At 36.8% G+C, this 14012-nt stretch carries 15 protein-coding genes; all 15 read left to right on the top strand.

Annotated elements, in window-relative coordinates:
• The first annotated feature begins 6 nt into the window (after nt 1-6).
• From ACX5JI_RS04605 to ACX5JI_RS04675, 15 genes are read left to right on the top strand one after another with little or no spacing between them, the layout of a single operon-like run.
• Nucleotides 7-1191, top strand: coding sequence for a phage portal protein (locus ACX5JI_RS04605; RefSeq protein ID WP_459499894.1), 1185 nt, complete (start codon nt 7-9; stop codon nt 1189-1191).
• On the top strand, nt 1181-1762 hold the full coding sequence (locus ACX5JI_RS04610; RefSeq protein ID WP_459499895.1) for an HK97 family phage prohead protease: 582 nt from the start codon (nt 1181-1183) through the stop codon (nt 1760-1762). Before ACX5JI_RS04605 ends, ACX5JI_RS04610 begins: the two co-directional genes overlap by 11 nt.
• Before the next feature lies 1 nt (nt 1763).
• The gene (locus tag ACX5JI_RS04615; RefSeq protein ID WP_459499896.1) at nt 1764-3059 is read left to right on the top strand and encodes a phage major capsid protein; all 1296 of its coding nucleotides are present in this window, start codon (nt 1764-1766) and stop codon (nt 3057-3059) included.
• Between the two features lies 1 nt (nt 3060).
• Complete coding sequence (locus ACX5JI_RS04620) at nt 3061-3321, top strand: head-tail connector protein (RefSeq protein ID WP_459499897.1); 261 nt, start codon at nt 3061-3063, stop codon at nt 3319-3321.
• Nucleotides 3299-3631 (top strand): hypothetical protein, encoded by a 333-nt coding sequence (locus tag ACX5JI_RS04625; RefSeq protein WP_459499898.1) that lies wholly within the window; start codon nt 3299-3301, stop codon nt 3629-3631. The genes ACX5JI_RS04620 and ACX5JI_RS04625 overlap by 23 nt, the downstream gene beginning before the upstream one ends.
• Entirely contained in the window at nt 3621-3953 is a 333-nt protein-coding gene (locus ACX5JI_RS04630) for a hypothetical protein (protein ID WP_459499900.1), read from the top strand. Before ACX5JI_RS04625 ends, ACX5JI_RS04630 begins: the two co-directional genes overlap by 11 nt.
• Nucleotides 3946-4323: an HK97-gp10 family putative phage morphogenesis protein gene (locus tag ACX5JI_RS04635; protein ID WP_459500279.1), complete on the top strand. Its 378-nt coding sequence runs from the start codon at nt 3946-3948 to the stop codon at nt 4321-4323. Before ACX5JI_RS04630 ends, ACX5JI_RS04635 begins: the two co-directional genes overlap by 8 nt.
• A gap of 11 nt (nt 4324-4334) precedes the next feature.
• Entirely contained in the window at nt 4335-4970 is a 636-nt protein-coding gene (locus tag ACX5JI_RS04640; protein WP_459499901.1) for a major tail protein, read from the top strand.
• A gap of 11 nt (nt 4971-4981) precedes the next feature.
• Entirely contained in the window at nt 4982-5368 is a 387-nt protein-coding gene (locus ACX5JI_RS04645; RefSeq protein ID WP_459499902.1) for a hypothetical protein, read from the top strand.
• 38 nt (nt 5369-5406) lie between these two features.
• The gene (locus tag ACX5JI_RS04650) at nt 5407-5595 is read left to right on the top strand and encodes a hypothetical protein (RefSeq protein WP_459499904.1); all 189 of its coding nucleotides are present in this window, start codon (nt 5407-5409) and stop codon (nt 5593-5595) included.
• A 13-nt stretch (nt 5596-5608) separates the two neighbouring features.
• Nucleotides 5609-8899, top strand: coding sequence for a phage tail tape measure protein (locus ACX5JI_RS04655; RefSeq protein WP_459499905.1), 3291 nt, complete (start codon nt 5609-5611; stop codon nt 8897-8899).
• 1 nt (nt 8900) lies between these two features.
• Nucleotides 8901-9578 (top strand): phage tail protein, encoded by a 678-nt coding sequence (locus tag ACX5JI_RS04660; protein ID WP_459499906.1) that lies wholly within the window; start codon nt 8901-8903, stop codon nt 9576-9578.
• Complete coding sequence (locus tag ACX5JI_RS04665; protein WP_459499907.1) at nt 9575-11725, top strand: phage tail spike protein; 2151 nt, start codon at nt 9575-9577, stop codon at nt 11723-11725. The genes ACX5JI_RS04660 and ACX5JI_RS04665 overlap by 4 nt, the downstream gene beginning before the upstream one ends.
• 1 nt (nt 11726) lies before the next feature.
• Entirely contained in the window at nt 11727-11924 is a 198-nt protein-coding gene (locus tag ACX5JI_RS04670; RefSeq protein ID WP_459499908.1) for a hypothetical protein, read from the top strand.
• Nucleotides 11851-13992, top strand: coding sequence for a glycosyl hydrolase family 28-related protein (locus ACX5JI_RS04675; protein WP_459499909.1), 2142 nt, complete (start codon nt 11851-11853; stop codon nt 13990-13992). Before ACX5JI_RS04670 ends, ACX5JI_RS04675 begins: the two co-directional genes overlap by 74 nt.
• Nucleotides 13993-14012: the final 20 nt, after the last annotated feature.

Here is a 14012-nt window from a genome sequence, read left to right on the forward strand (position 1 = left end):
GAGAAATTGGGTTTAAGGGATAGGTTTTCAAATTTTTTATTTAAGCAGGCTGAAAAGCGTGGCTATCTTGATGATGTCTTAGGAAAAAGTATTCGTTATGGCGGTGTGTATGTTACGGATTCAAATATCTTGCAATCTAGCGATGTTTACGAGTTGCTACAAGATATTAGTAATCAAATGGTATTGGCTGATATTGTTGTGGAAGATGAACTCGGTAATGAAATTAAAGATGATATTGCACTTCGCATTTTAAAGAATCCGAATAATTATCTTACACAATCTGAATTCATTAAATTAATGACGAATACTTATTTGCTCGAGGGAGAAACATTTCCGATATTAAACGGCACTCAAATACATTTAGCCTCAAATGTTTTTACAGAGTTAGATGATAATTTGGTAGAACATTTTAATATTGGTGGCCAAGAAGTTCCTCCATTTATGATTCGTCATGTGAAAAATATTGGTGCAGATCATTTAAAAGGAAAAGGTATTCTTGACTTGGGAAGAGATACACTCGAGGGCGTGATGTCAGCTGAGAAAACTTTAACTGACAAATATAAAAAGGGTGGCCTATTAGCATTCTTGTTAAATTTGGATGCTCATATTAATCCACAAAATGGTGCACAGTCAAAGTTAATCAATGCAATTTTAGATCAACTGGAATCCATCGATGAATCAAGGTCTGTAAAAATGATCCCTCTCGGAAAAGGGTACTCAATTGACACGCTTAAAAGCCCGTTAGATGACGAAAAGACCCTAGCCTACCTAAATGTATATAAAAAGGATTTGGGTAAGTTTTTAGGTATAAATGTGGATACATACACGGAGCTAATCAAAGAAGATATGGAAAAAGCCATGATGTATATCCACAACAAAGCAGTGAGACCAATAATGAAAAATTTTGAAGACCATTTGAGTCTTCTTTTTTATGGTCAAAATCCGGGGAAACGAATTAAATTCAAGATTAATATTCTTGATTTTGTCACTTATAGCAACAAGACGAATATCGGTTATAATCTTGTGCGTACAGCTATTACTTCACCTGATAATGTTGCCGATATGCTTGGATTCCCTAAACAAAATACAAAGGAATCACGAGCTATTTATATTTCAAATGATTTAACCGAAATAGGCAAGAAAGAAGCAACAGATGGTTCATTGGGAGGAGGTGAAGAGAATGAAAATTGAGGTTCGAGGGAATCAAGTCGTACTTGATGGTTATGTGAATGTTGTGGACAGAGAAAGTCGAATGTTGCCTTCTCCAAGGGGGTATTTCAAAGAGAAGATTGCTCCCAAAACGTTTGAAAAAGCGTTAAAGAAGGCTCAAAATATAGACTTGCTTTTTAACCACGATAAAACTAGGAAACTAGGATCTACTGAAAACGGAAATCTGGAATTGTATGAAGATAATATTGGTTTAAGGGCGATTGCTACAGTTACAGATGAACAAGTGATTGAGAAGGCAAGGAATAAAGAATTGCGTGGTTGGTCATTTGGTTTTGTTTCTGAAAAAGATTCATGGGAAGAGGGCGAAGCTGGTGTTCAAAAACGATCGATTAAAGAATTAGAGCTTTTAGAAGTTTCTATTTTGGATATGACACCAGCGTATGTTGCTACTTCTATTGAAACCAGGGGCGAAAATGCAACCATGATTGAAATGAGAAGTACAGAAGTAGCTGTAAAAACAGTTGTGGAAGATGATACAGAAGAAAGAAGCAATATTATTAAACAAATACAAACTATTTTGGAGGAAATGTGACATGAAATTAAAAGAGATCTTAAAAGCATCTCAAGAAAGAACGAAAAAGCGTTTAGAAGAATTACAAGGTAAAGTTGAAAAAGGTGAAGTTCGTTCAGAAGAATTAGCAGCGGTTAAGACTGAAGTAGAAGCATTAACAAAAGAAGCGCAAACTCTTGCTGAGGAATTAGCGAAATTAGAAGCAGACGAAAAAGAAGAAGATCCGGAGAAAGACGAGAAAAAAGAGGATCCAGAAGCAAAAGAAGATTCAGATGTAAAAACTGAACTGTCAGAAGAGCAACGTTCTGAAATCATGGCAGCTATTGGAACGGGTCTTGCTACTAAAGGTCATAAATCTACTAAAAATAAAGAAAAGGAAACTCGTTCAGCTTTCGCTAATTATATTGTGGGTAATATTGATGAGAGAGAAGCTCGTGCATTAGGCTTAGTTACTGGTAATGGGTCTGTTACGATTCCAGATTTCTTAAGTAAAGAAATTATTACGTATGCTCAAGAAGAAAACTTCTTACGTCGATTAGGAACAGGAGTAAAAACAAAAGAAAATATTAAGTATCCTGTTTTAGTTAAAAAGGCAGAAGCTCAAGGGCATAAAAATGAGCGAACAAATAATGAAATTCCAGAAACAGATATCGAATTTGATGAGATCGAATTATCACCAACGGAATTTGATGCACTTGCTACAGTGACGAAAAAATTATTAGCACGTACAGGTTTACCGATTGAACAAATTGTTATGGATGAGCTGAAAAAGGCTTATGTTCGTAAAGAAACTCAATATATGGTTAATGGCGATGAAGCTAATAACATAAATGATGGTGCATTAGCAAAGAAAGCCGTTGAATTTAAAACGGATGATAAAAATCTTTATGATGCATTGGTAAAGATGAAAAATACACCAGTTAAAGAAGTACGTAAAAAAGCACGATGGGTGTTAAATACAGCAGCGCTAACAAAAATTGAAACAATGAAAACGGATGACGGTTTCCCATTACTTCGTCCATTTAATCAAGCGGAAGGCGGAATTGGTTATACGTTATTAGGCTTCCCTGTTGAGGAAGAAGATGCAATTGACATTACTGATTCACCAGATACACCAGTATTCTATTTTGGTGACTTCTCTAAATTCTACATTCAAGATGTCATTGGATCATTAGAAGTCCAAAAATTAGTTGAGTTATTCTCACGTACAAACCGTGTAGGTTTCCGTATTTGGAACTTACTAGATGCACAACTAATTCATTCACCATTTGAAGTTCCAGTTTATAAGTATGTTTTAAAAGCTTCTACTGGAGCTTAATATGGATGATTTAATCGATAAACTAAAAGGTCATATACATTGGGAAGAGGGTATGGATGATTCCATGCTCTCTTTTTATATCAAACAAGGTCAAAGATATGTAAAAAAGGCTTGTGGAAGAGAAGTAGAATACCTGGTTATTATGTGTGCCGGTATTTTCTATGAATATCGTGTGGCAGAAAAAGAATTAGAACAGGCACTTGATGCAATGACACCTTTCTTTATTCAGGAGGTATATGATGCCGAAGAGACAGACGAATAAACTTAGATGGCTGGGCGACCTACTTAAATTAGGAGAGACAATTGATCCAGAGACAGACCGTGTTGTCATGGGGTATCCCTTGGAACGTAAAATTCGTTATAACAACATTGGAGTTACCGCCACTGACAAATTTACAACAAAAGATACGAATGAAATTGTAAAGAAAATTGAGGTTCGTGTTGATAGAGATATTGAAAATAATCAAAAAGATTATCGTGTAAAAGTTGGTGGCCGTATTTACAATATTGAGCGCATTTATGTACGTGAAGAGGACCGCATGATGGAGGTGTCATTATCTTATGCAAATTAATGTTCAAGAGTTGCGAACAATCATGAAGCAATCAGGAATACCTGTTTATCGTGATGAAGCTCCAACAAAAGCAAAAGAGCCTTATATTGTGTATGAATTTGTGAATGAACAACATAAGAGGGCTTCTAATAAGGTTTTAAAGTCCATGCCGTTATATCAAATTTCAGTTGTTACAAAGGGTACAGAGCAAGATATTGAACCATTAAAGGTTGTTTTTAATGATGCTGGTGTTTCATATGCACAGTTTGATGGAATGCCTTACGATGAAAATGACGACACTGTGACGCAGTTTATAACGTATGTCAGGTGTATTAATGGCTAGTAATAATAATGGATTTGCGGAGGTATTGGAAGATATTAATACGCTATTAAGTGTTGATAAACAAGTAAGCCTGGATGTATTAGACGAGGCAGCAAAGTATTTCGCAAGTAAATTAAAACCAAAAATCAAAGCGTCCAATAAAAATAAGCGAACGCATTTAAGAGATAGCCTAAAGGTTGTCATGAAAAATGATCATGTATCTGTCGAATTTAAAGATGAAGCTTGGTATTGGTACTTAGTTGAACATGGCCATAAAAAAGCAAATGGCAAAGGTCGTGTGAAGGGAAAACACTTTGTACAGAATACCTTTGATGCAGAGGGCGACAAAATTTCAGATATTATGGTGCAAAAAATAATAGATAGAATGTGAGGATAATATACATGCCAATTGAAAATAAAGAAATTCAATATTCTGTGGGGATTGAAGATTTATATTTATGTATGATGAAAGGAACTGAAACATCTAATGCTTTGCCAACTTATGAAGATACCATTTATCAACAAACAAATATTTCAGATTTAACAATTTCGACGACATCTACAAATTTTACAAAATGGGCATCTAACAAAAAGATTATTAACATTGTCAAGAATACAGCGTTCGGACTAGCATTTAATCTTGCTGGTCTAAACCGTGAGGTAAAAGATAAAATCTTTGCAAAAACACGTAAAAAAGGTGTGTCTTTTGAAACTGCAAAGGCGAAGGAATATCCAAAGTTTGCAGTAGGTGTTGTATTTCCACTGAATGATGGGACAAAAGTATTACGGTGGTATCCGAAATGTACAGTTGCTCCAGTAGAAGAATCTTGGAAAACGCAGAATGAAGAAATGACTGTGGACGACGTTGCTTACACAATTACAGCAGATCCATTGCTATACAATGATGTTACACAAGCTGAATTAGATACTGGTGATCCAGAAGCAAAAGAGATTAAAGTTGCAGATTTCCTAAAACAAGTAATTTTCGATGAATCTCAATTAGCGCAATTAGGTGGAACGACTCAAACAGGTGAATAAGGAGTGATAATATGGCACGTTTAAGTGATTTAGTTAACGTTGATATAAATAGAAATAAAATTAAGATACAGGGAGTAGAAATCCCTGTTATTTTTACGATGGCTTCATTTCCGTATGTGGAAGAGTCATATGGTGGTGATTATCATGTGTTCGAAAAAGAATTGCATGCAATGCTGGCGAAAGAACAATTTAGTTTAGGTGAAAAAGAAATTAAATTAATGAGCACGCTGATTTATGCGATGGTTCGTAGTGTTGGTACTGAATGTACACCGGAAGAAATCAAAAATTCAATACCTATGTATGATCTACCTGATGTTTTCAAAGTTGTAATGGACATTTTCCAAGGCCAAACCTTCCAACACTCTGATATGGAGAAATTGAAACAAGAAAAAAAGTAAAGAACATACTGAATAAAAATGAAGAATCTCAGTCCGAATTGGACTGGGATTTTTATTTTTATGTCGGTAATACGTTGCTTGGTTATAGCATGGATGATTTTTGGGAAATCACTCCTAATCATTTTTTAAAACAATACATTATGCATCTTCGATATAACAATCCAGATGCTTTAAATGAGAAGAAGGAAAAACAAATTTACACGTTAGATCAAACTCCGTTCCGATAAGTGAGGTGAGAAAATGGCAGGGAATAATAAAGAAAGAAACGTCGTGCTTAATTTCAAAATGGATGGACAAGTTCAGTATGCTCAGACGTTAAAACAAATCAATATGGTTATGAACAATGCCGCGAAGGAATATAAAAATCATATTGCAGCGATGGGGCAAGATGCCACTATGACTGATAGACTTCGGGCCGAAAAGAAAAAGCTTGAAATACAAATGGAGGCTGCAAAGAAACGTACAGCAATGTTACGTGCCGAATATGAAGCAATGTCCAGGGACACTAATACTACAGCTGAACAGCTTAATAAAATGTATGGAAAGCTACTTGATGCAGAACGTGCTGAAACATCTCTTGGAAATGCAATGAAAAGAGTTACAGAAGGTCTTTCACAACAAGCAATTGAGGCCAGAGAAGCACGTGAAGATATGGACAAGTTACAAGAGAATACGAAGAAACTTGAAGCTGAACAAAAGCGGTTAACAAGTTCATTTAAACTTCAAAATGCTGAATTAGGTGCGAATGCTAGTGAAGCAGATAAGCTGGAATTGGCTCAGAGACAACTACGTCAACAAATGGAAATGACTGATAGGGTAGTTGATAATTTAGAACGACAGTTAAGTGCAGCAAAGCGTGTGTATGGTGAGAATTCCGCAGAAGTGCAGCAACTTGAAACTAAATTAAATCAAGCGAAAACGACATTAAAGCAATTTGAGAATTCACTTCAAGATGTTGGCCGAAGTGGTGGTCAAGCAGCGGACGGTATGGCTGAAATTGGACGGAAGTTAGATGTACATAATTTATTGGAAGCTACTCAGATATTGCAGGATATGTCAGGGAAGTTGATTGAAATTGGTAAATCCATTGCAAATACAGCGATAGAATTTGATGCTTCTCAAAGAAAAATCCAAGCTTCTTTAGGTTTGACAGGGAAGGGAGCAGAAAACCTTCAAAAAATCGCTGTTGATACTTGGAAAAAGGGATTTGGTGAAAACCTTGAGGAAGTGGACCAGGCGTTAATAAAAGTCTATCAAAATATGAGAGATGTTCCACATGAAGAACTACAAGGTGCATCTGAGAATGTTTTAACACTTGCAAAGATATATGATGTGGACCTAAATGAAGCGACTCGTGGTGCAGGTCAACTGATGTCACAGTTTGGATTATCTACACAAGAAACATTTGATTTACTTGCTGCAGGTGCGCAAAGCGGTTTGAATTATTCGGATGAATTATTTGATAACCTTTCAGAATATGCACCGTTATTCAAACAGGCTGGATTTAGTGCCGATGAAATGTTTACTATTCTAGCTAATGGAACTGCAAGCGGCTCTTATAATCTCGATTACATCAATGACCTTGTGAAAGAATTTGGCATTCGTGTGCAAGATGGATCTAAAGGTGTATCTGAAGGATTCGGTGATTTATCTGAAGAGACACAAAAAGTATGGGAGTCTTTTAATCAAGGTAAAGGTACAGCAGCCGATGTATTTAATGCTGTATTAGGCGATCTTCAAAAAATGGATGACAAAGTAAAAGCAAACCAGATTGGTGTTGCTCTATTTGGTACCAAGTGGGAAGACATGGGCGCTGATGCAGTATTAAGTTTAAATGATGTAAATGGTGGTTTAGGTGATGTAAACGGACGTATGAATGAAATGAAAAAGCTTCAGGAAGAATCTATTGGACAGAAGCTGCAAAGTGCGTTACGTGAAACACAAGCAGCTTTAGAACCGGTCGGAAAGAAACTTGCAGATCTTGCTGCAGATGTTTTACCTAAGGCAGCGGAGGGATTAACCTCAGTAATTGATTGGTTCTCGAAATTACCCGAGCCACTTCAAAACTTTATTGCTATTGGTGCTGGTTTGACAGCTATTATTACGGCTATCGGTATAGCTGTAGGTGTTTTATCAGTTGCTTTTGGTGCTTTAAATTTAGCGTTGTGGCCAGTAATAGGGATTATTGCAGGTGTTTCAGCAGCAATAGCCGCAATTATAGTAGTTATACAAAATTGGGGTGCAATAACTGATTGGCTTTCTGAAAAGTGGTCTGAATTTTCGACGTGGTTTGGTGAATTGTGGTCTGGTATAGTTCAAACGTGTCAAGATGCCTGGTCTTCCACAGTTGCATATTTTTCAGAAGCCTGGGCTTCATTTTTAGAAATGTGTCACTCATTTTTTGACCCGATAGGTCAATTTTTTAGTGATTTATGGTCAGGAATTGTCGAAACGGCGTCCTCTTGGTGGTCGTCTCTTGTCGAAACAGCATCGCAATTATGGGGGCAACTGACTCAAGCCTGGTCGGATACTTGGAATACTATTCTTACAGTCTTAGACCCTATTATTTCTTTAATTTCAACGGTTCTTCAGGCAGGGTGGCTACTTATTCAAGCGGCAACTCAAATTGCTTGGGCTGCAATAAGTAAATACATTATCGATCCGATCACAGAAGCATATAACTGGGTGAGTGGAAAGATTGGCGAGTTAGTCAATTGGCTAGGTCAAAAATATGAACAAGCAAAGGCTGCTACTCAATCAGCCTGGAATGCTGTGAAACAATATATTATACAGCCTGTTCAGGATGCATATAACTGGTGCAAAGAAAAATTTGGAGATTTAGTTACTTGGTTAAGCGGAAAATATGAACAAATAAAATCAGCTACACTTTCAGCTTGGAATTCAGTGAAACAGCATATTATTGATCCAATAACGCAAGCGTATAATAGTTTGAAAGAAAGAGTAACATCAATGTATAACACGGCAAACGAAAGGTTTCAGAGTATCAAAAGTTCTGCACTGGAAAAATTCAATGAAGCTAAACGTAATATTATTGATCCAATAAAAGAGGCAGCGGATACGGTGAAGGGGTGGATTGATAAAATCAAGGGATTCTTTGAGGGACTTAAATTAAAAATTCCGAAGCCTGAAATGCCTAAAATGCCACACTTTAGTTTGGAAACTAGTACAAAAACAGTGTTAGGAAAGGAAATTTCTTATCCAAGCGGTCTCAATATAGATTGGCGTGCAAAAGGTGGTATTTTTACTCGTCCAACTATTTTCGGGATGAACGGTGGTAATTTACAAGGTGCAGGAGAAGCTGGACCAGAGGGTGTTTTACCTTTGAATGAACAAACGTTAGGGGCAATTGGACGAGGGATTGCTGCAACAATGGAAAAAGAATCTGTGGAAGTCCACATTCACAATCCTGTGGTCAGAAATGACCGTGATATCGACCGTATGTATGAAAAAGCAAATGAATGGTTTGCAGAACATGGGCGAAGTGTACAAGTAGGAATAGGGAGGGTTTAAATTGTTAGATGTAATAATTGATAATGAATTCGCAACGAATTATGGATTATATGTATTAGAACGCCCTGCTATTCCTACTGCAAAAAGGGAAGTGGAATTTATAAAAGTTCCAGGGCGACATGGATCGCTTACCAAAAAGGGAGCATATGAAGACGTTCCTTTATCGATTCAATTTAATTTGTCAGATCATGATAATATTAAACGTTTGATTCGCCAGGCTAAAGCATGGTTGTTGAATGGAGAAACATTATTTTTTACTGATGACGATGTGTATCGGAAAATAAAAAGTGTAGAAATCGGAGACGTAGAAAACGAAATTGAAGAGTATGGGAAGTTTGAAGTGAGATTTAATTTTGATCCATTCGAATATGCAATGACAACTTCAATTGAATTGACACAGTCGGATATGATTTTTAATATTGGTACATTTGAATCAGAACCGAAGTTTGAAATTTATGGTAGTGGAGATATAAAACTAACAATTAATGATGTTACTTTTCAAATAAAGGGTGTAAAGGATTCTGTTGTCATAGATTCAGAGTTATTAACCGCTTATTCCAGAACAACTCCAATAACAACAGTAGGTGAATTTCCTATTTTTAAAGTAGGAGGAAATACAATTGCATGGTCCGATAATGTAAATCGAATTGTAATTGAACCGCGGTGGAGATACCTATGATTAAGTTATATAAGCCGAATGAAACAGATTTTACACACAATGGAATCGGGATTCTAGACCCACATATTTATGATCCATCCGTCGAGGAAGAACTTAACGGTTTATTTGTGTTTAAGTTTAGATATCCTCTATTTGCTCCTTACGGAACAGAAATTGATGGTATGAGTATTGTTAAAGCACCTACACCAGATGGAGACCAATTGTTTAGGATTGCAACGGCCAAACCTAGTATGGGTGAGTTAGAGGTATTTTGTTATCATATCTTTTATGATTTAACCGAAAATTTAATTGAAGATATATTTCCAGAGTCTATAAATGGAAGTGGTGCATTAGAAAGGATTTCAAGAGGGTGTCAATATAAGCATCCTTTTGTTTTTTTCTCTGATATACCAAAGGTTTCTAGCGCTCGTATAGTAAGAAAGAATCCTGTGGAAGCCATTTTGGATAGTAGCCAGGAAAATTCTTTTATCAATCGTTGGGGCGGAGAATTACTACGGGATAACTTTGATGTAAAGATGTTAAATCATCGTGGAAGAGATCGTGGAGTTGAAATTAGACACAAGAAAAACTTGTTAGGTTATGAAGGAACGGTTGATTGGAAGAGTCCGGTTACTCGTATCATGCCTCAAGGATTTGATGGACTGTTTTTACCTGAAAAATATGTAGATAGTCCACTAATTAACAAGTATCCACATCCTAAGATTCGAATTGTAGAGTTTAAGCACATAAAAGCGGCTATTGGTGATAATGCAGATGATGAAGGCGCGGTTCCTTTAGAAGAAGCGTATAAATTGTTAAGAGCAGCGGCGAAAGAAATATTTGAGGTTCAAAAAGTAGACCAGCCACAGGCGACTTATAAAGTAGAGTTTCAAGAACTATCCCAGACAGAAGAATACAAAGACTTTGCTGTGCTACAACGTGTATATATGTCTGATACAGTTACAGTTATACATAGTGAAGATAATCTCCACATACAAGCAAAAGTAATATCGTACAAGTATGATCCGATTAAAAAAGAATATACCAACTTGACAATTGGTAATTTCAAAAATTCATTTACAGATGTGATGGGGAAACTTGATCAAATGCAAAATGAATTATCTGATATGCCACTTTCCGTATTGGAAGAAGCGAAGAATAATGCAACTAATCTTATTAACAGTGGTTTTGGTGGTCATGTACGTGTGTATCCCGAAAGATTATTAATTATGGATACAGATTCCGAAAAGACAACTCAAAAAGTTTGGCAATGGAATATAAATGGATTGGGATATTCCTCAAAAGGGATAAACGGACCATATGAAACAGCTATCACTCGTGATGGTCGAATAGTAGCTGACTTTATGACAACAGGTACATTAGATGCTTCGTTGGCTAAAATTAAGAATCTAATAGCTGATGACATTGAATCGGGAAAACTAAGAGCGCGTAATGATACGTTCAAAATCGACCTGGATAGATCGGCCATCGATTTTTACAGTGTAAATAAAAAAATATCAACCACAATATCACAAGTTCGAGCTGCGGATGGAAAAGAAATCACAACATGGGCAATAGAATCCACAGCGAATAAAGATGCTGCACTTTCTTTTGGTAAACGTAATATTGACGGATCAGTTACTCAATCCGTTTACATTGACGGTGAAAAAGGTGATTTATACTCATTTGCGCCAACATTCTTCTGTCATGCAGAACTGAATTTCTTAGCAAGTTCTTATTTTAAACAACCGATATACTTCGAGGGTGCAGGAAGATTCGAAAGTTCAATCTTTGGCAGAAGTTGGAGTATTACGAATCACAGCGGATTCAGAGAGTCTGTCGCATTTAATCCGAACACCTCAGGAAGTGGGTCTCTAGGTCAAAGTAAACAAGTATGGGGAGAAGCCTTTATAGATACTATTAACACAGTGAAAATCAATGGTCGTGACGTGAATACTGCATGGGGAGATGTTACCTATGCGAAAAATAGAGCGAATGGTGCTTGGGATTACGCTTCATCAAACCTAGAGAAGATTAACGACTTAGGTAGTGGATTAGGGACAGCTCAGGTAGATATTCAAAGTCTACAGGGCAAGACAGATCGGCACGATAGAGAAATCCAAGAGCTTCGTGATTCGTTAAACCGAAAAGCAGATAAGGAGGGATAAGATGAAGATTGACGTACAAATGGTGCAATTGACAAATGAATTTTTAGCTCAAGAGATTGCTAGAGTACAGCATGAGAATGCGACCTTGAAAGCAAGATTATTTATCTTAGAAGGAGAGATGCTACATGCGAACGGAAACGATAGTGATCGACCTAGCGAGTCAAAATCCACTGAAAACAATAACAGCACGGGAAAATGATGAGAACGGACTAAAGGTTGTTGTAATTTTAAAAGAACGAGGGAAAACAGTTGATCTGACCGGATACGCAGCAAATTATGAGGCTGCTAATTCAAGTGGGCCGTTCGTTCGTAATGTTGCGGATATTACAAATGCAGCAGGTGGAATGTTTGAATATGTATTTTCAAAAGAAGCCGTTTCAGCTCGTGGAGTGTGGATGGGGTACTTTGCTTTTGAAAAAGGAACCGAGAGATTTACAACACCGGACTTAAAAGTTGTGCTAGGACATGATGTAAAACAAGGTAAGAGTATTTTAGAAAACTATGTTAGTGATTTCGACAATTTAAAAGAGAGGATAAATGAAACACAAGAGACAGCTGATACCATACTTGAGGAAGTTTATAAAATGGATGTCCCTGCAATTATTGCTGCGAAAGATATAGCTGTAGAAGCAATAACAATAGCAGAAGAAATTAATAAAAAGGTAAATGTTTTACAAAAGAACTGGGTTAGTGTATTAAGTTTTGGGGCTAAAGGTGATGGAATAAATGATGATACAAAAGCTGTACAAGCCGCAATAGACTCTGAAGAACTTATATACTTTCCAAGAGGGATGTATTTATGCGGTACACTAGCTGTTAAATCATCAACGAAACTCATTGGTGAGAATCCTGATAATACCTTTATTATTCATAAAAATACCGGTGGAGTCCCTGGATTTTATTCCAGGTCTATGTTGATTAATGCTAATTTTCCGACGTACAAAGCACCTAGTGCTACTGATAGAGTGGCTGTTGTTGGATTAAATGAAAATATAACAATCGAAAACATTACATTTGATGGTCTTAATAATCATGTGTACGGTTTGCAATTCATTACCAGCGATTATGTAAAAGTTAAAAACTGTAAAGTTATAAATACAAAAGGCGCTTTAGATCTTCGTTCTGTTCGTTATTCATACTTCAATGTAGAGTGTGACAACATTAAGGAAGACGGAATAAGTGTTACAGATCAAAACTTGAAAGCGCCTGTAGGAGCTGTTCACAGAGGTCTTTCGACTCGAATCACATTTGATGGATGTGTAGTAAAAAATTCTTGCACAATTAATGGAGAAGGTTCGTCTAGCATGAACGCTTACGAGATGGACGATGGTCCAAGTTATATTGAATACATCAATTGTAAAGCGATAAATAATAGAGGTTGCGGATTCGAAATTCATATTCACCTACCCGAATTTGATTTATCTAACGTTAAATATATTAATTGTGTTTCGATAGACAATTACCCATTCGCAGAAAATGTAACACGCCAAGTTGGGGGCTTTGCTGTAGGACAAACTCCAGAGGGTTCTAAAATGGGAAATATCACATATGAAAACTGTACATCATTGGGAAGTCCGAATGCATTCTGCCGTTTACCCGGGGGCGAGGCAGGTAGTCATTTCAATGTCACCATTAACGGTGGCACATGGCAATCACTTCAAGCGCCGAGTGATAGAGAACCTACGAAATCAACTTGCATTTATGTTGGTAAACTATTTAAAGATATGAAAATTATCGGTGCGAACATCGGTGGTGCGGTTGATGGATATGGGATCCATAGTTATGGAACTGGAGATGGTTTAATTATAGAAAATTGCAGTTTCAGGGATATGTACACACCAATACGTGCAGGTCATGCTGGTGGCTCTTTGAATATAAGTAACGTTGACATCTTACCAGGCGACCCAGTAGGGGCAGCGAGCACGGCTTGCGTATACATTATGGCGGATCGTGTAAATATGACGAACATGACGTTGACGGTAGACAGCTCGAAATATAATTCATCTATTATGCGACTTATAAACGTTAAAAGCGCTAGTGTATCTGCAATCCTTGTGAATACAGGTGCAGTTGGAAATAATGCCTTTAACACACAAGATTGTGAGAATGTAACAATCACAGGAAGTGTTGCTAGAGGATTTACCAATGCTGTAATGCTTAGCAGTACATCTCAATCTGTAGTTGTTACAGGTAACAGTTTTAAAGGGTGTACTAACAAATTCAATTCGAACCCTTCATATTTAGTGGAAACAGGTAATGCAATTTAACAATTTAGTTAACAAATGGG

The organism is Bacillus sp. C1 (assembly GCF_054570475.1).